Origin of the sequence: Paenibacillus haidiansis (assembly GCF_036553665.1) — a bacterium.
In the GTDB taxonomy this organism is placed as follows: domain Bacteria; phylum Bacillota; class Bacilli; order Paenibacillales; family Paenibacillaceae; genus Fontibacillus; species Fontibacillus haidiansis.
Genome location: NZ_JAZHPZ010000005.1, coordinates 274,593 through 293,921, shown reverse-complemented (window position 1 = coordinate 293,921; position 19,329 = coordinate 274,593). Strand labels below are relative to the sequence as shown.

Here is a 19,329-nt window from a genome sequence, read left to right as displayed (position 1 = left end):
TATTTTTGATTATCGTACGTCAATATCAAATTTGAAGAATATGCGGAGGTGTTTTAAACGAAGCGGAGAAGGCTGAAAAAATCCACCGCAAAGGGTACCCTAACGTGCGGTGGATTTATTAAAGTCATAAAGCTCTGGTATGGCGACATTTTGGATAGTTGCTGCACCCCAAAAATTCAACGCCTTGCTTGCTCTTTCTCCGAACCATCGGAGCGCCACATTTGCAGATGACGGTATTGGTTGCAGCAACTTCCTTTCTGGCCTTATCGATATCTGAAGGGTAGGCGGCTTCTTTCTTTTCGGCCGGGCGTCGTTTCTTGCCGGGCTGCCATTTGTCCCACACGCTAAGCTTTTGCTCAACAAGTCCACCATGCCAGTAGTCAACTTTGAACTGTTCCGCTTCTTTCTTGGCAGGAGGCGTCAGATCGGAGGTTGTGATCAGTAAGGACAAAATACAATCATGATTTCGTTTTGCCCCAACCAGTTCACGTACAGTCATAACTGGAACAAGATGATGGTCGGCATAACACTTGGCCTGTACCGCCGTTTTTTCGCCGCGTCGATCGATAATAACGAGGTCAACCCCACCATCATTGCCGCCCACGCCAACCTCCTTAACGGTGTACCCCTGATCTCGGAAGTAAAGAGCAAGCAGCCGTTCGAACTCTGCTCCTGATAAATCATCTAAACGGCTCGTCAAAATAATTTCATCAGATCTAACCGAATTACTTGAACGTCTCGAAGCCGTCTGTGCAGTTTTCTTTTTATTCGATGTCTTGGACTTCTGCTTTTTCCGATTACGTCGTGATCGTGTCCACATCGCACCAAGGATCTCTGCCACAATGACGGAACCAAGCAAAATTCCGAAGAAGAATCCCCAATGTAACCCCGGAATGCTGAAATACAGAGAAAGCCCGCCAATAATGAATAAACCTCTTAGCACATAAGCGACTTGCTTCCCTTCTGCCTTATATGTTCTGGCCATTTATGTACTCTTCCCTCCTTTTATGTATACATCCATTTTTCGACAATTGTGCATGTATTTCCTTCATGATCGGTAAAAGAAATGCACCCCTGAAGGGTGCATTTGATCTGATGATCGTCTTTAATTAGTTCTACCGGACTTATTTGCCTGGGTCCGAATCATTCAATAGCGTAATCATAAGTTGCACGCCGTCTCGAAGCCCTTGTTTATACAAACGTTCATTTTCAGAAGCACGCCTTAAGAGGTGCTTATCCTCCCATTCCATATATCCCGGCATATTCGATTTATCTACCCCGAGAAACAACGCATCAAAGGCTTCGTGCTCTTCGGCGCGGAGCTTCCGAAACTCGGGATGACTTTCGATTCGAGCCGAAACGTGGTCCAATCGTTGCTGAATCGCACTTTGAAACCAGGCCGGAATCTGTATCACCTCTGATCCTCCTTCCAAACTAGCTTGATCGCTGTACGGATCCTCTTTTTTCGTGCAACTGGATTATGAGTTCATCCACTTTTCTGCTTTGGGCTTGGAGCGCATCGTTTTCAAATAATGGAGTTCCATTCGCAAGCGATTCGTTACCTAGCTGGTTCAGCTTTTGCCTTTCAGTATCAAGTAACCTCACCCATTGGTTCATTTAATCATCTCTCCATTTCTTGTCAAGAATAAAGATTGATCTTGAGCGTTAGCGTGAAACTCAAGAATTGGCTCAATTTTATTGGGAATACTAGAAATCATACACTTTTAAAACTACTAAAAATAATACCTTTATAACTCATTAAAGTCAATTATAAACTACACCATAATATGAATTGAAAACTCCGATTTAGGGAGGTTTTGACATGAGTGATTACGATAAAAGAGCCGTAGGCGAACGTATTCGTTCTCGACGAAAAGCGTTGGGACTCTCGCAAGAGGACTTTGCGGAGCGAATTGGACGAGTCCCTAAATTCTGCGCAGATATTGAGCGAGGACAAGTCGGAATGTCCATTGAAACTATGCTCGGTATTTGCTCTCTGCTTAAGATGTCCCCCAATCAACTCCTTCTCGGGGATTTGGGGCAAAGCCAAGTCCATGATGAAACGGAAATCATTATCGATGCTCTGAATCAATGCACCGAAAAACAGCGGAAAGATGCCTTTGCTCTGTTAAGGCTGTTTCTTACAGCGATTGGTTAAGTTAAGCACTACAAAAAGACACTCGGTCCTTTGAACCGAGTGTCTTCACCACATGTTAATGGGAAATGCAACAAACTAAAATTATAAGTTAAACTGAAAAGAACCTAAAGGAGAAATTTATTTTGAATGAATCCATGATGATCAGCAAATCATCGATAATAAGCAGTGCTACCTTTCCATTATTGCCTTACTCAACTTTCTAACTGTTCCGATTTGTTTTTCAAACATCATATCCCAAATTTCGAGACATTCTTGTGCAATCATTCTTAACTCAGGTCGCATGGCTTCAGAAGTTTCATCATATAGTCCAATAACTAGCTTAGAAATTTCATCTTGTACTCCCCAAACATGTTCGTACTTTTCAAAGCCACTATTAATTAGATGCCAACTCATTTTCAGTATAATATCACTATATTCAATTACTGACCTCGATTCTTCTTCTAGATAATGTACAAATGCATGCAACGTTCTGCGACTTAAATCAGAACTCAATATTTCTATCAAAAAATCCTTATCTCTCTCTAAATCAATTAAATTATCATAAAATAATCTCGAAATCGGCATTTCTAAATCTAATTTACTCGTATTAAATCTTCGTATGATAGTTTTAGCTAATGAGTTATATTCATCTTTATTAAAATATAACATAACCATATAAAGAACTTCTTCAGCTTGTAGTTTGCTCATAGTATCTACATTAGTCATTTCATCAACGAATTCATTTTTAAGAATAAACATTTCTGATAAGCAATGTGCTCCTCTTTTGATTAAATCCTCATCTTCAGAATCGAAGCATTGTTTAATAATTTCTAAAACACGTTGACGATATTGCTGTTGCTGATACAATAAAAAAAACATATTTTTTGTACCATAGAATCCTGCTAGCCGATAATCTTGCTCATAAAGTTCAAGTATCTTTTCAGAAGCCCACCCTCTATTAATATTATATGAGGGCCATAACGCAGATAAGCTTGCCAATCTAACTGCTGGATTCTCATCCAATACCAACTTTTCAATTGTGTCTTTAAATTGTTCAAACAAATCACTATCTTTCCATAGAAGGTTAGCAATTGCTTGAGCAGCTTTACCTCTTACGCAATTTATCGCATTAGTTTGTAACATGTTAAAGCTACGCATTTCTTTATCTTCATTATTGGTTACATTTGGCTTGCCAAGTTCGGGATTTCTATGGTTAATCGCAATGTCTTTAAGAATATCAAGAATCTCTTGCGACCATTCCTTTTCTTCCCTTTTCTGAATAAGGGTGCAAATGTAACTTGCCCTGTGTGAAGTATAATCGTATGAGTATTTCAATATCATTTTCTCCAATAATTCTAGTGGTACTTTATTCATATTTTCACTATATGCCACCCCGCTAAATAATGAGTCAATATATACATTTAAAATGCTGTTATGCGACAGCACCAAATTTATCATTCTTTCAGGTTCCATTGAGACAGCACTACTAAAACTCGTCGAAAACATTTCAACCGAACTCTCTACAAATCCCCCCGTCACTTCTTTCCAACGGGAAGTATGTTTTTTATTTAGTTTATTATTAGTCAATATCTCTATCCATTTTTTGTTACTTAGCTTTTTCCCCGAAATAGGGGAACTTACAGATCCGCTATGTCCATCTGAATAATTATATAAAGTAGGTTCTTTGAGAAATTTACGTCTTAAAATACTTAATAAATCTCTTGCCTTGCTACTTAGTCGATTATACGGAAGCACTTCCAGGATTTCTTTTTGGAGATCTCCCCAAAAACTCCAATAGACTCTATCATAACCATTATCTTCCCTATTGAATTCAATTCTACGTTGATATAAATCTTTACTGCGCGGTGACATGTAACCAATAACCGTTTTTTCTAATACATCAAAAACATCTTGGCTACAGTGCTCAGAATGCTTAGATAATACTTTTTTGGCAAGTAATAATTCATCGCCATTACCACTTGTTTTTTCAAATAGGTTACTGTCAAAGTCACTACATAAATACCTAGTAACTGAGTCGCTATACATAGGCGGTAACTTGCAAAATCCATCTAATATTATCTCGTTAAATAAATCATTTCCCATTCCCATATATTCTTTATACCGTTCCCAAAAAGCTTCTGGATTTATACCGATTAATGCTGCATTCGCCTTTTTGATAACTTGAATGCATGTTCTTTCAAGACCTGATCTCCCAGACCAATCACTATAAGACAACATCTCATCTTTTTCAGTCGGAATATATGGTAATAGTAGACTAAGCACTTCAAAACCATTTTCAATTAATATTTCTGAATCCTCTTGCAATAGCCCCTCTTCATATCTATAGATATCCTCACTATTTTTTTTAAGCTTATTCTCTAATAGAAATGCAAACACTTTTATGGTTCTCATTTCACAACGCTTAAACATTTCCTTAAAATCAAGATATGTGTCGGCCATTTGTGGATACTTATGATAAAATTTCATTCGCAATTCAAACATTTCATCCGTATCTTGATTGATATCGTGTAAAAAGCATCGTGAAAAATAACTATCATCTTCTTTTGATTTAAAGGCATGCTTTTCTATAAACGCAACATCTTCTACTTCATATTTAGGTGACATACTTATAAGCAGATTAAATACAATACTTTTTTTCTCTGGGGTATCAAACCATTTGTCTAAAAGACCGCAATCCCTAAGTAATCTAATATATTGTGGTTTGGAATATATGACATTATTAATTATTTGAGTACCATATGTTTCATCTTCACAATTTTCAACTATATAGTTCTGAATATTCCTGTTTAAAATATCCAGTTGATTTAGTACTTCAAAAAAGACAAATTTTACACTATATCTGATTTGCTTGGATGCAAGCATTTTTTGACCGGCTTTAAGAAAATCCCCGCTATCGAACTCAATTAAATTCTGTAGAAGCATTTGCACCTGATATCTTCTTCCGGGAGACTGTCTTTCTTTAGGCCCTATAACTTCTAATATATCTTCGCTTTCATAATATTTCTTCAGCATTTCATCAGCTAAAAAACAATCTAATATTGATTGATGAGCAAATGAAATTTTATTACCTTGAACCAACAAAAAACCATTCGAAGTCAAAAAATCTAGGCATGATCCATTGACACTCAGTATATTCAATGGAATACATATTCGACCTAATTTATCAAAATAATTAATGATTTTCCCCTTAGTTTCATTCAGATCACCCTCGCTCAAACCGACTTCAAAACATTTTCTTGTTAGTTGTCTCCACCATTCCGAAACCAAATGATTTGCAGTTGAACATTCATTATATTCTTTACTGGTGTCTAACTGTCTCCAAATAAATAGATTGCTTGGAACTCGCAGTATATCCTTCAATTTACCTGTTAAGCTGTTATACCGATCCCCAATAACAATTTTGACTGTTTCGTCTTCCAACTCATTAATAAGTATTTTATGCCACTGAATAGTGCTACTTTTTTTATCACTCTTATTAAATAGAGACTTAATATTGTTATCGTTTTCTAGGTCATATGTTCTGCAAACAAAAACCACGGATATTTTATGCTCTCTTTCATAGTTCAATCTCTCTACTTGATCTATAATCTGAGCACAAACCAATAAAGCATCTCTAGAATGCGCTTGAGTCCATCGTAGCGCGTCTAGTTGATCCAATATAATTACTGCTTTTTCGAATTTAGAAACACTATGAATACAATGAACTATAGATGCTGGAAGCCCTAAATCCCCCCCCCATTTCCCTGCCGTTCCACTCGGAATACGTTTATCTAATTTGATTCCTAAATATGGTATAGCATTTTCTTGACAGTAGTTAATGATATCCTCTGTACACCCGCTTTTTCCCCTTCCAGCCTTCCCGTGTATTACCAATGAACTTCCCGAATCAATTGCTTTTCTGCATATAGAAAATTCTTTCCTAGGGATCAATTCACCATCTAAGGGAATAAACATGGATCTATATTCTCTATTTAATTCTTCCAACTTAGGTACAATTCGACTGTCAGTAGCAAGATTTTTTAGTCTAATTCCTTTTTCTCTAAGCAGTTTATACAATACAGATTGGTTGATCTTTTTTCCTAGAACGTCTCCGTCTACTATCCAAGCAATCAATGTTTCATATATGTCTTCTTCACTACCTAAGAAAAAATAGCTAATTTTAGATAAGATTATCTGTTTTAGTTCGCTATCCGGAAACTGACGGTATGATATTCTTTTTAGATACGAGATACATTTTATTAGTTCAACATCTTCCTTAGGGTCGATATCCATTGCCTTACAAAAGTTTTTAAAAAAATCTATTAATTCCTTGCTAGCATTAAGTACTTGATTATAATAAAAGTCTTGAGGAATGTTACTTGTATTCTTTGATCTATTTACTAAGTCCTCTAATTGTGTAAATACTAGCGGGGATACTAATGCAACTGTATTTGACTCGTCCCTATCCAATTGAAATTTCCAATTGGTGAAGATTCCTTTAGCATTCGCAGTGCCATAGTCCCAATACTCCTTACTCGCATTTCTCCCTTTACATTGCTGAGCTTCTCTACTACCATTCTTTTTACCAATCCATAGGTCAACCCCTCGCTCATCATCACCAAGGGCTTCTAAAGTTATATAATCCAATTTCTCATCCAATACTTCGAGAACTTGATATACTATCCATCTAATTTCAAATCTATTGCCACTTTTATCGGCTCTTCCTCCAACTTCATATGGCATAGCTAGACCCCTCCTGAGTTAATTACGCTAAAATGACATTATTTAAACGAGTTCATGATGATCAAGTAAGGCATTGGGAAAATCATCCTTCCAGTTTATCAAAATAGTTAAAACAAATTTATGAAGTCGATAAAGGAACAAAAAAACAGATAAGAGCGGGATGAAAGGCTGATAAGTAGCCTATCTCGCTCTTATTACTTATAAAATTATTTGTATGCTTGATGTGGCGCTCATAAACTGGCTACAATTTTTCTTTTCCATAGGACAGTTCGTTGATATGATACACTTCAACCCCCGTACAAACAAAAAGTTCCGGATAAAAGATAGCTAAGTTCTGCCCGCTTTGATTGATTGTACTATTGTATTCAATGCCGGCGTACTCCGGTTTTCCTTCGTACATAATACTTTTGATGAAATCGGCAATGTACTGAGTGGGAATGTAATCCAATATACTGTCACTTCTTCTCAATGGACGTCCAATTTCTAAGTTAATTCGCTTCAAATGCTCTTTATTGATCGCATGTTCCAGCGGGTCCAAACCCTCAATAAACGGACTGATATGATCAATGGCCTTTAGATCAACTACGACAATATCTTGTGTTAATTCAAAACGCCCTATCGTAACATAGTCGAAGACACCAGCCCGAATCTCATGGATCGTCGTATCAAGATCGCTTGCTAAGTACAGACAACGGATGCCCGCTGAATTTACACGTCCTGCTGAAGCTTTGTCTGAAGGAGGCGCACTCATATCCTCAGCCGGAAAACCATCCTCCGTAGATAAACGCCCTCTGAAAAAAACAGTACCTTTTTTGTATACTTTTCGAATATAGGAGCAATACCGATCAAGAATCGTAAATTCTATATGATTGGTATGAAATCTATTTTGCTCTTTTAAAGATTTAACAAAATCATTCCATGAATTTGAACGAAGCAAGGAGTGAGCTCTGAGAAACTCTGTGTCGTTGAGTTCGGCAATACCAATTGGAGCATCGAATAGGCTGGGCATGCTTGTATATTTTTCGGCGCAGACTGCACGGATAATACGATATACATCCGTCGAACTGAGCTTATCATTGAAGATATGCCAGCGATCTATCAATTCTGTGACTAACAGTTTTTTCTCTTCAGCAGGAAAATCGTGAGGGAGCGCAAACTCAGGAGTATAAATTTCAAATAACTGCTCGAAATTATCTGTAAGTTTTGAATGGACATCGGTGTCATAAATAAACGCTTTTCTTTTCCCGCAAACAGGGCAGGAGTTCTCGACTTGTCCAAATGTTTCAATTATCGGCCTTAATTCCCCATCAACTATGCAGTGACTACAAAACTTCATTTTACTTTACCTCATCTAAATAACGACTCATAAGCTCTAGATGATGCATAATAGAAAGTTTCTTCACTGTTCCTAATCCGGGATATGAACGGTCTTTATACATATTTTCAAGACTACGAATTCCATATGTATCGAGTTGTTGGGTTTGGTTCCACGCAACCAATTTCTCCAAGGCCTCGGCAAATTTACCGACGGGGTCTGTTATGTCGTCGTTCGTATCGGACACGAAATGCCGTACCCTTAAAGTCTTATCATTTGCAAAATATACGATATGAATTGCAACAGCATAGGGAGCAAAACCCGTTTCTGTATATTCGTCGCCAACCACCGAATAGTCTGAAAATCCTAAATAGTCGTCCTGCAAATAGTAAAGGTGATCCGAAGAAAAATGCTCATCTTCAGGGTTTAAATAGTCAACATTGCGTTTTTTTTTGGGAAAGCGGTCTTCAAGGAGTACTTTCTGATTTGGCATTCGTCTTCGAAAAGCACTTTCATCCCGTATAAAATTATAGCGGGGATAATCCGAAGCATACGCAGATTCAAAATAGGGAATAGAGTCTTGATTGATGCATATGGTGGCGATATCGCGTTTATTCATTCCTTCGCTCTTTATGGCGTGAAGATGAGTTGTTAAGTTCACATCCGCAAAAAGAAAGGTTAGTATGTCGGATGTCTGAAGTAACTCATAAAATCGTTCTCTATCCTTTTCATTTTTTTCCTCGGCTAAATCTCTATGTAAGCTCCCTACTTGAGGATTTCGAACCAGCCCCAAAGCCTGGTCCTGTTTCTTAAACGATGCCAGAGTTTTGATCAAAGCTGAAGACAATTTCACCGGTTCAACAACCGGCATTACATTTTTGCTAAGTAGTGACTTCTCAATTAGTTCTCTGATGGCGATAAGTTCAAACTGACGTCCTCTTAAATAAGGGAAGTACATGGAATAACCTCCTTCTGTTGCAAAAATGAGTGAAGTTTCCTGTAATCGTCTGTTTTAAAGCCTGAGAAGTAAACAAGGAACTTTAATTCATAGGGGATTTGATTATATAGCTCTATATCTATCTGCCCGCGCTTTTTTAGAGCAGCTATAAACTCTTTATATGCAACGCAAGTATCGATTTGGCAAAATAGATGCTTACAAGCCTTGTAGTATTCAAATTGGGAAACATCGGGGAGAGCGCCAAAATGTTTTTCGATAATGCCTTCATACTCCTGTTTCCGAAGTACTCTGAACATCGTGTCTTTATTTAATTTATCGGCATATTCCTGCGGTTTTTTTTCTTCCCTAATCGTGCCCTTTTTAGTTAAAATACAAATGCCTACGGGGGAGTTTTCCAGGCGCCTTTGTAATGCATCGCTATGTGCTTCGCAAGTAAGGATGGACACGCGTGTAATAGCTTTGTAGTAATTTGTAATCTGGGATTCAAGGCGATCAAGATTATCCAATTCCGTCTTGATCTCATAAACAATTGCACGTCCATTTATCAGCACAAAGTCAGCCTTTGACTTTCCGATGGAAACCTCTGTCAAAGCTGTAGTTGTTGTCGGCTTATGAACACCAAGTAGCAATTTATTTAAAATCGTATTTTTATAATAATATTCGTTGCGGTATTCTCTTTTCAAAACCGTGTATATTTCACTAATAAGTTGTTTGTTGTCCTTACCATATGAGTTGGCAACATATCTACGAATTGCGGTTACATAGGCATCGCTATAATTACTTTCCACGATTTCGCGTAATGTGTTTCGTGTAAACACACGATTTAACAGAATGGAGTTGTCCGTACTCATGGGTTTACACCTTCCTTATAAATCTCACCATTAATTTGCCCTTGCTTAGTTTATTTATAGTTCGATTTCAATGATTGTATTTCCTGCTAAAATGATTGGTCGAAGTATAACTACCCCAATGAAATCGTTAATTTAGCACGGTGATACTCAAAAAGACGCCCGGGCTTGTTAATCCAGGCATCTTCACGAGAGTTCTTCACATAAGGTTTGGATAAACATTCAACGTTTCTAACACCGTACATATTTTCGTTTAAATCCCAACTGCCCCTTATCTACCGCCTTTTGAATACTGTCGGCAGCGAGCAGGATGCTATTTTTCTTCTTGTCACGTTTGATTTCCACCGGTCCGACCGCCTTTGCGGTCTCGACCGCTTGATCATGGAGCGGCAAATAGGATACCCCTACCGTGTAGAGAAAATTATTCATCGCCGACTTCGTTCGTTCAGGAGAATTGTGAATGGTCTTTTGTACCGTTTCCAGCATACCCTCGAGTTTGCCTTCGGAAAATTCACTGTCCGGCCGGCTTCCCAAGAGCCAGCAGTAGCAGCTCCAGCCCGCCGACATTCTCAGCTCATCCCCGCTTGTGATCCACTTATCGGCAACCTGTTGGGCGATATCCGTTTCCGCCAGGGTGACGGCAACGACATAATCGGACAGCATATAGAAATAAGCCCCGTCGATCCAACGCTCGAAATCATCTTCGGTCATCGCCTTTGGATCGGCAATGATGCCGGCAAAGTACATGGCGTCGTAGTTCCCCGTAGCGTAGAGCTGCTCCGCCAAAGGCTGATCCATTTTGATTTTCTTCGCAATGGGCTTCATTGCCCCCGTCGCCACGCCAAAAAGCGGTTCGCAGGCACCATTCGATATATACATTTTCTTAAGTCGTTCCTTGCTGAGAGCTTCAAGCTCCTGCATGACCGATTCCAGATTCATTGTTCGTCGACCCCCTTCATTTCCATAAAACCGTCTTTGGGGCACAAAAAATCCCCTCCATTGATTCTTTATCTAGCTTACTACGCGAAGTAACCCAGACTCAAATCTAATTTCAGGGAAGTCTTGTTCCCGTTTATTCGCCTATTCACTGCGACTCACGCGAAAGCCTTGATCCGGGCCGAAGCCGTTCGCCTCGAACTTGCCCCGAAAAGACACCTCGCTGCTGTTGATATCGCCGATCCAACCGCCGCCCTTCACCACCCGGAAAGAGCCGCCATCGCTATTACTGTCCGGCTTGTCCCCATACCAGTCCCAGCACCATTCCCTGACATTGCCCGACATATCGTAAAGTCCGAGCTCGTTGGGTTTCTTGTCACCGATGGACCTTGTTTTATTTTTGTTGTTTTCTATGGCAGGCCAGTTCCAGTCTCCCGATAAGTATTTATCCCCGGCGTTTCTCCAATACCACGTTACTTCATCCGCACGGTTGCTTCCGCTGTAGGTATAACTCTTGCTCATCCGACCGCCGCCTGCGGCATATTCCCATTCCGCTTCCGTCGGCAACCGGTAGCCGTTCGCATCCTCATTGATCGTTACGGTCCATTTCACATTATCGTTTTCACTCTTATTGTTCGGGTCCTTTTTACTCTTGTCTATATTGTAATAAGGCTCTAAGCCCTCTTGTATACTTCTTTTATTACAGTACTCAATAACGTCATACCAACTTACCATTTCCACCGGTAAATCGTCGCCTTGGAACCCGGAGGGATTACTGCCCATGACCTCCATCCACTCTTTTTGAGTTACCTCATATTTGCCGATATAAAAGTTCGATATAGTTATACTTTTCCCGTAGTAATTAGACTTCTTGTTCTTAAAAGTCCCGCCTTGGACGAATACAAGCTCATCGTTCTTTTCCGGCTTTTGTTGCGAACAAGCGCTGACTGCAAGTATTGTTGCTGCTAAAAGGAAAACCAATATCTTTCTCATGGATAGATCTCCTTTGGCATTTTAGGAATGGCATTGTTCCAGTAGTTATGCAGGCAAGTAACCCTTTGTCGGAAGTAAGGCCGTCGGCTGAAGGACCGGACGGCCTCGGCAATAACAAGGATCAACCGGTTACCATACCGTTACGTTAGAACTCCCGCTGCTTTGATATCCTTCAGTCGCCAACACCTGGTAAGCCCAATTGCTCCCCAGATTCATGCCCACATTTCTCCATGCATTAACATGGTTGCCAAATGTGATGGAGACATTGCTTCCGGTCGCTCTCTTCGACTGTCTTACGCTCCAGAATTGTTGGAATGTTTGTGTACCGTCAATCGAAGGTGCGTTGTATCGCATAGTCGTATAGATGTCGTAGGTTCCTCCATCACTGGTCACGGAACCTTTATACGTTCCGGTAGGTCTATAAGTACCCCAGCTATCCACCACGTAATACTCAATAAGCGAGTTTCTTGTCCACCCGTAGAGCGTCAAATACGCATTGCCGGATGGGGCCCAGATGCCGGCATTATAGTTTATCGTTCTGTTGGGCGATCCCGTATTCCAGCCTTTGCCGACGACAAAGTTTCCGCTGTTTTGCCATGTAACGCTGTAATTGCCGCCGGAGCCGTTGACCGCATTTACTGTGCCTCCGCCATCAGTCCAGTTTTGCCAATAATCCGTCGTCGCTGCATTTGAGGTTGCTCCGAACAAGCCAAAACTCATTGAAGCCGCAAGACAAAGCGTCAAAATTTTCTTACTAAATTTGAACATGTATTTTGCCTCCTCAATTATTTTTAATTGCCCCTTCTTGCCTTCGCCCACTTCTTGTCGGTTTTTCCTCTTTGCAGTACATCACTTATCCGGTGTCATATTTCGGAATCATCTTACTATCACCTCCTTTACTAGAAAATTATAGTAAGTAAGCGCATACATTTCTCACTACAAATTAAAGGTCTTACCTTCCATTTTTTACATATATACAAAAAAAGCAGCCCGTTCTCTCAGGAGACGGACTGCTTTTTCTTAAAACCTAGTGTATTTACTATGATATTTTCTCCATCCGTTTGATCTGCTTGCTGCGGAGCTGGCCGCAGGCGGCGTCGATGTCCGTGCCGTGCTCCAGCCGGATGCTGCAGCTGACATTTTGCTTCTTAAGCGTATCGTAGAAGCCCAGGATCGCTTCCTGATCACTCCGCTGATACTGGCTGTGTTCATCCACCGGATTGTACGGAATCAGGTTCACGTTGACATACGTTCTGCGGTCCCCGATCAGTTCGGCCAATTCCAGGGCATGCTCCCGCTGGTCGTTGACTTCACGGAGCAAAATATATTCCAGCGTAATCCGCTGATTCGTCTTGTCCAAATAATAATCGATCGCCTGCATCAGCGTCTCGATCGGAATCGCGCGGTTGATCTTCATGATCCGCGTGCGCAGCTCGTTGTTCGGCGCATGCAGGGATACCGCGAGGTTGACGCGCAGATTAAGATCGGCGAATTCCCGGATCTTGTCGGCCAAGCCGCTGGTGGAGACGGTGATATGTCTCGGTCCGATCGCCAGCCCTTTGGGCTCCATCACGGTGCGCAAGAAGTTAATCAGGTGCGTGAAGTTATCAAACGGCTCCCCGATTCCCATGACGACGATATGACTGACCAATTCGCCCTGCCCCGCTTCATCCAGAAACAGTTGGACCTTCATAAGCTGCTCCGTAATTTCCCCGGACGTCAAATCCCGGCTCTTCTTCAGCAGCCCGCTCGCACAGAAGCTGCAGCCGATATTGCATCCGACCTGCGTGGTTACGCAAACCGAAAGACCGAATTTGTGCCGCATCAGCACCGTTTCGATCAGATTACCGTCCGTAAGCCTGAACAGGAACTTGACCGTTCCGTCGGCCGATTCCTGCTTCGTATGCACCGTCAGCGTTTGAATTTCAAAATGCTCCGCAAGTAAGTCCGCGACCTCCGGCTTGACTCCGCTCATCGCCGCAAAGTCGGTCGCCCGCTGCCGATACAGCCCTTCCCACACCTGGGAGGCCCGGGATCTTCTCGAACCGTGCTCCTCCAGCCAGGCGCCCAATTGATCCAATGTCAATCCATAAATGGATGGTTTATTCATGTGCCTGCCTCTTTCTATTTAAAAACTATACAAGATAAGTATTTTTCTTCATTTACCGACCATGTTCTATTGTCCCAAATTTTTAATATGAACACAAGCAAGTTCGTGATGCCAGATTATTGCTTGGGTCCGGCCTCCATCGATGAATATTTTCCATTACTTAGCACACAATAAAACAAATTCTTCCAATATCCCGGGAAGCGAGGAGTCCGCATGCGCCGAAAATTCATCGGTCCTTTTCTCCGTCCACTACTGAAGAACAAGCATCCGGACAGCCGCCGGGAGGATCGGGAAAGTAAAAACTTGCCCCCCTCCGAACCGTGCCTTCAGCAGTCGTTAGTCGAGAATCTCGCTTTATTGCAAAAAATCTTCGATCATTGCGAGGATGTCATCTTTCGGGAATTCACGATCGGGGAGCAGCAAGCCCGCGCAGCCATTATATGGCTGGACGGTACGGTCGACAGGCAACTGATCGATGACATAGTATTGCAGTCGTTGATGCAGGAGGCCCGGAAATTGCCGCCAAACGGCGATATAAGCCCTCCACAATTGCACACCTTGATCCGCGACTCCTTGTTAAGTACGACATCGATTGTCGAGTCCTATAAAATTCCGGACCTCGTCGACCGGGTGTTGACCGGGTTCTGCGCCATTCTGATCGACGGAGTCGAGGTGTCCATTGTCGCCAGCGTCCGCGGGGAGCAAATGAGAAGCGTAACCGAGCCGGAGACGGAGGCCGTCGTCCGAGGTCCCCGGCAAGGCTTCACCGAGAACATCCGGGTGGGCTCCGCCCTGATTCGCCGGATCATCAAAACGCCGGATTTAAAGCTGGAAACGCGAAAGCTCGGCAGATTGACCAAAACCGATGTAGCCATTCTATATATTCAAGGCATTGCCGATGAAAAGGTGATCCAAGAGGTCCGTCAAAGGCTTGGACGAATTCAGGTCGACTCCATCCTGGAAAGCGCGTATATCGAAGAGTTAATCGAAGATCAGCCCTTCTCTCCCTTTCCGCAAATCGCCCACACGGAACGTCCCGACAAAGCGGCCGCGGAATTGCTGGAGGGACGCGTCGTCATTCTTATCGACGGGACCCCGTTCGCGCTGATCGTCCCGACCCTGTTCGTCCAGTTCCTGCAATCCAGCGAGGATTACTACGAACGCTACTTCTTTGCCTTTTTGATCCGGTCGGTCCGGTTCCTCTTCCTGTTAATCGCGTTAAGCCTGCCGTCCATTTACATAGCCGCGACCACCTACCACCAGGAAATGCTCCCCACCCCGCTCTTGATCAGCATTGCCGGAGCTCGTCAAGGCGTTCCGTTTCCGGCGTTCTTAGAGGCGCTGCTGATGGAGGTCGCTTTTGAAGCGCTGCGGGAAGCCGGGGTGCGTTTGCCGAAAACCGTCGGGCAGGCGGTGAGCATCGTCGGGGCTTTGGTCATTGGCGAAGCCGCCGTACGCGCGGGAATCGTGTCGTCCGCCATGGTGATCATCGTGTCTCTGACCGCGATCGCCTCCTTCGCGATTCCGGCCTTTAATTTAGCCATCACCGTGCGGATGCTCCGTTTCCCGCTCATGATCTTGGCCGCGGTGTTCGGGTTTTACGGGATTATGCTCGGGTATCTGGCGCTATTGATCCATATCTGTTCCCTGCGCTCCTTCGGGGTTCCCTATCTTACGCCCATATCCCCGTTTAAGCGCCAAGGGATGAAGGACGTCTTGTTCCGGGCTCCTTGGTGGCGCATGAATAACCGGCCCGGCGGGATCAGTCCAAACAACCGGCAGCGTCAAAACACCCCCAGGCCCGGTCCGAAATCCTAATCTGCTTGCATGAAAGGATGTTGGACTTGCATAACAAGAGGAAGCGCAGCTCCTTCACCGGTCTGATCCGCCGTTGTGTGGCGCTGGGGCTAATATTGCCGCTCATGGCCGGGACGGCCGGATGCTGGGACCGGACGGAGGTGGAGAAGCTGGCGATTGTCGCCGGCCTTGGCATCGACTTCATTCCCGGCCCGGAGCCGATCCTGCTTACGGTCCAGATCGTCAATCCTTCCGGTCTGCAAAAGGGTGGCGGCGGGTCGTCAAGCCCCCCGTTCCTTACTCTGTCGGCCACCGGAGCAACGATACTCGATGCGATGCGGAATTTTGCGAAAGCCTCCCCTCATCGCTTGTTTTACGGGCATACCAACGTCATCATTTTCGGCGATCGGATGGCACGTGAAGGATTGCACCCGGTCATGGATTACTTGGCCCGGGCTCCCGAGTTTCGGAGGACGTTTTGGATCCTGGTAACTCCCGCCACGGCCAAGGAAATCCTATCGGTTAAGCTGGATTTGGAGGATATTCCTGCCCTCGGAGTCACGGAGATGGTCAAAGAATTCCGTCAATCGGCGGCGGCAGTCATCGAGCGGCAAAAGGATTTCTTAAGCGGTATATCCAGCAAGTCGGGAGCGGCCCCCGTCTCCAGGCTTGAGCTGCTCGATGCGGATGCGTCGATCAACGAGCGGTTGCAGGAAGTGACCGCCGGCGATTCGCAGCAAACCAGCATGCCGGCGCAAGGAAAGAAGCAGTTGCGCCTGAACGGCACGGCGGCCTTTCGCAAAGATAAGCTCGTCGGCTACTTATCCGATGCCGAGAGCAGAGGGCTGTTGTGGATTACCGGCAAGCTGAACGGCGGATCCGTGATCATGCCCTGCCCGGAAGATCAGCAGCACAAGATTTCTTTTCACATTGAACGGACCAAATCAAAAGTCATCCCCTACTTCCGGGATGGTAAATTAAATATCAAAATCGATATTGAGGAAGAATCGTCCATCGCCGAGGTGTCTTGCGACAAGCTGGACGTATCCAAACCGGAAACGATCAAACAGTTGGAAGAGCTCCAGGCCAAGGATATTGAGGCCCGGATCAAGAGCACGGTTGAGAAGTGCCAGGCGCTGCGGGCGGATATCCTCCGCTTCGGAGATACCGCGTATACGCGGTTCCCCAAGCTATGGAAAGAGAGATACGAGGAGGACTGGCCGGACCATTTTGCCAACTTGCCCGTTGCCGTCAAGGTAACCAGCAAAATCCGGCGCGCCGGGATGACGTCGAAGTCGGGCGGAACCACGAAATGAATCGGAAGGAGAAGCCATGGAAAAAGCCGCGATCCCTTTGCACCAAGTCTTTTGGATGTTCGTATGCAGCCGTTTTATTCTGAACCTGGTCTCCAACCCTTTTTTTAACGAGCTGGCCAATGACCGCGATATCATCCCCGCGCTGATTATCGGCGTCCCGGTGCAGTTGATTTATGCCGTTCCTTTCCTCCTTCTGTGGCTCAAGTACCCGGAACGATCACTTATAGAGTACAGCTCCTCCATCCTCGGCCGGTTTTTGGGGAAGATCGTAGGTCTGCTTTATATCGGCTATTTTTTAATGCAGACCGCCATCACCGTAAGATTCTTCGACGATTTTCTGGTGACGCGTTTCTTTTACCATACCCCGATGGAAGCGATCGGACTGGGCCTTTTGGTCATTGTCGTTTATGCCGTATATATGGGGGTCGAAGTGATTGGGCGATGTGCCTCGGTGCTCGTTCCCGTTATCTTTTTCGGGATGCTCCTGCTCGTGGCGCTGGCTTTCTCCCAAGCTCACGGTTACAATGTCGCTCCGACGTGGGAAACGAGCCCGGGAGAGTTCATGATTACGATGCTTCCGACCGCCACCCGCTGGAGCGAGCTGGCCTGGACGGCCGTGCTTTTTCCGCTCATCCGCAAACGGCAGAACATCAAGCCCGCGGTCTTCGGCGGGATTATTTTCGTTAATTTTCTCTTTTTTATCGTCAATGTTTCGGTGGTGGCGATATTCGGCCCCGTAAGCGTAAAGAATATCCGCTTCCCTACCCTTGAAATGGTACAGTCGGTCTCCGTCGGCGAATTCCTGGACCGGGTCGAGTCCCTGGTGCTAGGGCTTTGGGTGTTCGGGGCATTTGTCAAAACGGCTATCTTTTTTTATGTTTGCGTTCAATGCGTAACGGAGTGGTTCAAGTTAAAGGACCGCAAGCCTCTTATTATTCCGATGGGGATCATCGTTTACCTGTTGTCCATCCTGTTATTCTCCAACATCGTCGAGCTCTCCATTTTCAGCGGCACTGTCATTCCGATCGATTTTGCCTTTACTTTCTTGCTTCCCTTGCTGATGCTGCTGATCTATTTTGTCAAAAAACCGTTCCAAAAAAGGAGCTCATGAACATGCTTTACTTTGTCCTGCTCGTCACGGCGGTCATATGCTGGATCGAAATCCCTTCTTTCTTTCGGCAAAAACAGTGGAAGGAGATGACGATCTTCGCTCTCGTGCTGCTGATGGGAATCGCCCTCGCAATCGCGCATAAGCTGCAGCTTCCGCTGTCGAATTTGACCTTGGCGGCGGAAAACGCCGTTAAACCGCTGACGAAGGCTATCTTTGGCATACCGTAACAAGGGAAAAGCATGAAAAAACCGGCGGAGATATCCCCGCCGGCCCAAGCCGTCTGCTGATCAATTTGGCATTATGCCGTTCCTATCCGGTTAATCCCGGCTGGCAATCTTCGCAAGCAAACGCACGATCTCCAGATACAACCATACGAGCGTGACCATCAGTCCGAATGCGCCGTACCATTCCATATATTTCGGTGCGCCGTGCTCGGAACCTCTCTCGATAAAGTCGAAATCCAGCACCAGATTCAGCGCGGCGATGATGACGATGACCAGCGAAATGCCGATGCCGATCCAGTTGCTTTCATGCAGGTAAGGGATCTGGATCCCGAAGAAGCTCAAAATGAAGCTTAGCAGGTACAAAATTGCGACCCCGCCGGTTGCCGCCACGACGCCCAGCTTGAAGTTCTCCGTCGCTTGGATAAGCCTTGTCTTGTAAGCGATCAGAAGTGCGAGGAAGACACCGATCGTCAGCAAAGAGGCCTGTAGGGTGATCCCGCGATTAAAACCCTCATACTGGGCGGAGATGGCTCCCAGGAACATCCCTTCGGCAATGGCGTAAATCGGCACCAAATAAGGCGCCGTCGTGGGGACGAAGCTGACGATCAGAGCCAGGACAAAGCCGATGATGGCTCCTCCGATCGCCATCGGAATCACATTGTAATCGTCATAATAAAGCATCCAGGTGCTGAATGCGCTTGCCAGTAGGATGATCAGAGTAATAAACGATTTGTTGACCGTCCCCTCAATAGTCATGGCATTCATTCCGGAGTTATATTGCTCCGGCCTGTCAAATGTATCTTCCCGAAGTGTAGGGTTACCGCTGCGTCCGATCAAGTAA

The 19,329-nt window shown here is 44.3% G+C and carries 16 protein-coding genes; 5 read left to right on the top strand and 11 right to left on the bottom strand.

Going from position 1 to position 19,329, the window contains the following annotated elements; translation table 11 throughout:
- Positions 1-124 precede the first annotated feature (124 nt).
- Both V3851_RS12910 and V3851_RS12905 read right to left on the bottom strand, forming a co-directional pair.
- The gene (locus tag V3851_RS12910; RefSeq protein WP_331846947.1) at positions 125-985 is read right to left on the bottom strand and encodes a restriction endonuclease; all 861 of its coding nucleotides are present in this window, start codon (positions 983-985) and stop codon (positions 125-127) included.
- A gap of 139 nt (positions 986-1,124) precedes the next feature.
- The gene (locus tag V3851_RS12905; protein WP_331846946.1) at positions 1,125-1,415 is read right to left on the bottom strand and encodes a hypothetical protein; all 291 of its coding nucleotides are present in this window, start codon (positions 1,413-1,415) and stop codon (positions 1,125-1,127) included.
- Between the two features lie 407 nt (positions 1,416-1,822).
- Here V3851_RS12905 and V3851_RS12900 point away from each other — a divergent pair, with 407 nt between their 5' ends.
- Positions 1,823-2,158 (top strand): helix-turn-helix domain-containing protein, encoded by a 336-nt coding sequence (locus V3851_RS12900; RefSeq protein WP_331846945.1) that lies wholly within the window; start codon positions 1,823-1,825, stop codon positions 2,156-2,158.
- 168 nt (positions 2,159-2,326) lie between these two features.
- Here the strand turns inward: V3851_RS12900 and V3851_RS12895 are convergent, their stop codons facing one another.
- The 8 genes from V3851_RS12895 to rlmN all read right to left on the bottom strand — a co-directional run bounded on the left by V3851_RS12895 (position 2,327) and on the right by rlmN (position 14,040).
- Complete coding sequence (locus V3851_RS12895) at positions 2,327-6,880, bottom strand: hypothetical protein (protein WP_331846944.1); 4,554 nt, start codon at positions 6,878-6,880, stop codon at positions 2,327-2,329.
- Positions 6,881-7,121: 241 nt separating this feature from the next.
- On the bottom strand, positions 7,122-8,216 hold the full coding sequence (locus V3851_RS12890; RefSeq protein WP_331846943.1) for an RES family NAD+ phosphorylase: 1,095 nt from the start codon (positions 8,214-8,216) through the stop codon (positions 7,122-7,124).
- Between the two features lies 1 nt (position 8,217).
- Positions 8,218-9,153, bottom strand: coding sequence for a sce7725 family protein (locus V3851_RS12885; RefSeq protein WP_331846942.1), 936 nt, complete (start codon positions 9,151-9,153; stop codon positions 8,218-8,220).
- A complete protein-coding gene (locus V3851_RS12880) occupies positions 9,135-10,004 on the bottom strand; it encodes a sce7726 family protein (protein WP_331846941.1) in 870 nt (289 codons plus the stop codon). Before V3851_RS12880 ends, V3851_RS12885 begins: the two co-directional genes overlap by 19 nt.
- Before the next feature lie 228 nt (positions 10,005-10,232).
- Positions 10,233-10,940: a DNA alkylation repair protein gene (locus V3851_RS12875; RefSeq protein ID WP_331846940.1), complete on the bottom strand. Its 708-nt coding sequence runs from the start codon at positions 10,938-10,940 to the stop codon at positions 10,233-10,235.
- A 141-nt stretch (positions 10,941-11,081) separates the two neighbouring features.
- Complete coding sequence (locus V3851_RS12870) at positions 11,082-11,930, bottom strand: formylglycine-generating enzyme family protein (protein WP_331846939.1); 849 nt, start codon at positions 11,928-11,930, stop codon at positions 11,082-11,084.
- A 129-nt stretch (positions 11,931-12,059) separates the two neighbouring features.
- The gene (locus V3851_RS12865; protein ID WP_331846938.1) at positions 12,060-12,698 is read right to left on the bottom strand and encodes a glycoside hydrolase family 11 protein; all 639 of its coding nucleotides are present in this window, start codon (positions 12,696-12,698) and stop codon (positions 12,060-12,062) included.
- Positions 12,699-12,969: 271 nt separating this feature from the next.
- Positions 12,970-14,040 carry a dual-specificity RNA methyltransferase RlmN gene (gene rlmN / locus V3851_RS12860; RefSeq protein WP_331846937.1) on the bottom strand — a complete coding sequence of 357 codons (1,071 nt, stop codon included), beginning with the start codon at positions 14,038-14,040 and terminating at the stop codon, positions 12,970-12,972.
- A gap of 213 nt (positions 14,041-14,253) precedes the next feature.
- Here rlmN and V3851_RS12855 point away from each other — a divergent pair, with 213 nt between their 5' ends.
- Genes V3851_RS12855 through V3851_RS12840 form a run of 4 tightly spaced genes read left to right on the top strand, consistent with a single transcriptional unit; the run spans position 14,254 to position 18,491 of the window.
- On the top strand, positions 14,254-15,858 hold the full coding sequence (locus V3851_RS12855) for a spore germination protein (protein WP_331846936.1): 1,605 nt from the start codon (positions 14,254-14,256) through the stop codon (positions 15,856-15,858).
- Positions 15,859-15,884: 26 nt separating this feature from the next.
- Complete coding sequence (locus V3851_RS12850) at positions 15,885-17,153, top strand: Ger(x)C family spore germination protein (protein WP_331846935.1); 1,269 nt, start codon at positions 15,885-15,887, stop codon at positions 17,151-17,153.
- A gap of 16 nt (positions 17,154-17,169) precedes the next feature.
- Positions 17,170-18,264, top strand: a complete 1,095-nt coding sequence (locus tag V3851_RS12845) for a GerAB/ArcD/ProY family transporter (RefSeq protein WP_331846934.1) — start codon at positions 17,170-17,172, stop codon at positions 18,262-18,264.
- 2 nt (positions 18,265-18,266) lie between these two features.
- On the top strand, positions 18,267-18,491 hold the full coding sequence (locus tag V3851_RS12840; RefSeq protein WP_331846933.1) for a hypothetical protein: 225 nt from the start codon (positions 18,267-18,269) through the stop codon (positions 18,489-18,491).
- A 90-nt stretch (positions 18,492-18,581) separates the two neighbouring features.
- Here V3851_RS12840 and V3851_RS12835 read toward each other — a convergent pair whose 3' ends face one another.
- Complete coding sequence (locus tag V3851_RS12835) at positions 18,582-19,325, bottom strand: Bax inhibitor-1/YccA family protein (protein ID WP_331846932.1); 744 nt, start codon at positions 19,323-19,325, stop codon at positions 18,582-18,584.
- Between the last annotated feature and the right edge of the window lie 4 nt (positions 19,326-19,329).

Excerpts from the sequence above, each read along its gene's own strand:
- V3851_RS12910 (WP_331846947.1), bottom strand. The coding sequence starts at position 985 with ATGGCCAGAACATATAAGGCAGAAGGGAAGCAAGTCGCTTATGTGCTA.
- V3851_RS12900 (WP_331846945.1), top strand. The coding sequence starts at position 1,823 with ATGAGTGATTACGATAAAAGAGCCGTAGGCGAACGTATTCGTTCTCGA.
- V3851_RS12895 (WP_331846944.1), bottom strand. The coding sequence starts at position 6,880 with ATGCCATATGAAGTTGGAGGAAGAGCCGATAAAAGTGGCAATAGATTT.
- V3851_RS12890 (WP_331846943.1), bottom strand. The coding sequence starts at position 8,216 with ATGAAGTTTTGTAGTCACTGCATAGTTGATGGGGAATTAAGGCCGATA.
- V3851_RS12885 (WP_331846942.1), bottom strand. The coding sequence starts at position 9,153 with ATGTACTTCCCTTATTTAAGAGGACGTCAGTTTGAACTTATCGCCATC.
- V3851_RS12880 (WP_331846941.1), bottom strand. The coding sequence starts at position 10,004 with ATGAGTACGGACAACTCCATTCTGTTAAATCGTGTGTTTACACGAAAC.
- V3851_RS12875 (WP_331846940.1), bottom strand. The coding sequence starts at position 10,940 with ATGAATCTGGAATCGGTCATGCAGGAGCTTGAAGCTCTCAGCAAGGAA.
- V3851_RS12870 (WP_331846939.1), bottom strand. The coding sequence starts at position 11,930 with ATGAGAAAGATATTGGTTTTCCTTTTAGCAGCAACAATACTTGCAGTC.
- V3851_RS12865 (WP_331846938.1), bottom strand. The coding sequence starts at position 12,698 with ATGTTCAAATTTAGTAAGAAAATTTTGACGCTTTGTCTTGCGGCTTCA.
- rlmN (WP_331846937.1), bottom strand. The coding sequence starts at position 14,040 with ATGAATAAACCATCCATTTATGGATTGACATTGGATCAATTGGGCGCC.
- V3851_RS12855 (WP_331846936.1), top strand. The coding sequence starts at position 14,254 with ATGCGCCGAAAATTCATCGGTCCTTTTCTCCGTCCACTACTGAAGAAC.
- V3851_RS12845 (WP_331846934.1), top strand. The coding sequence starts at position 17,170 with ATGGAAAAAGCCGCGATCCCTTTGCACCAAGTCTTTTGGATGTTCGTA.
- V3851_RS12840 (WP_331846933.1), top strand. The coding sequence starts at position 18,267 with ATGCTTTACTTTGTCCTGCTCGTCACGGCGGTCATATGCTGGATCGAA.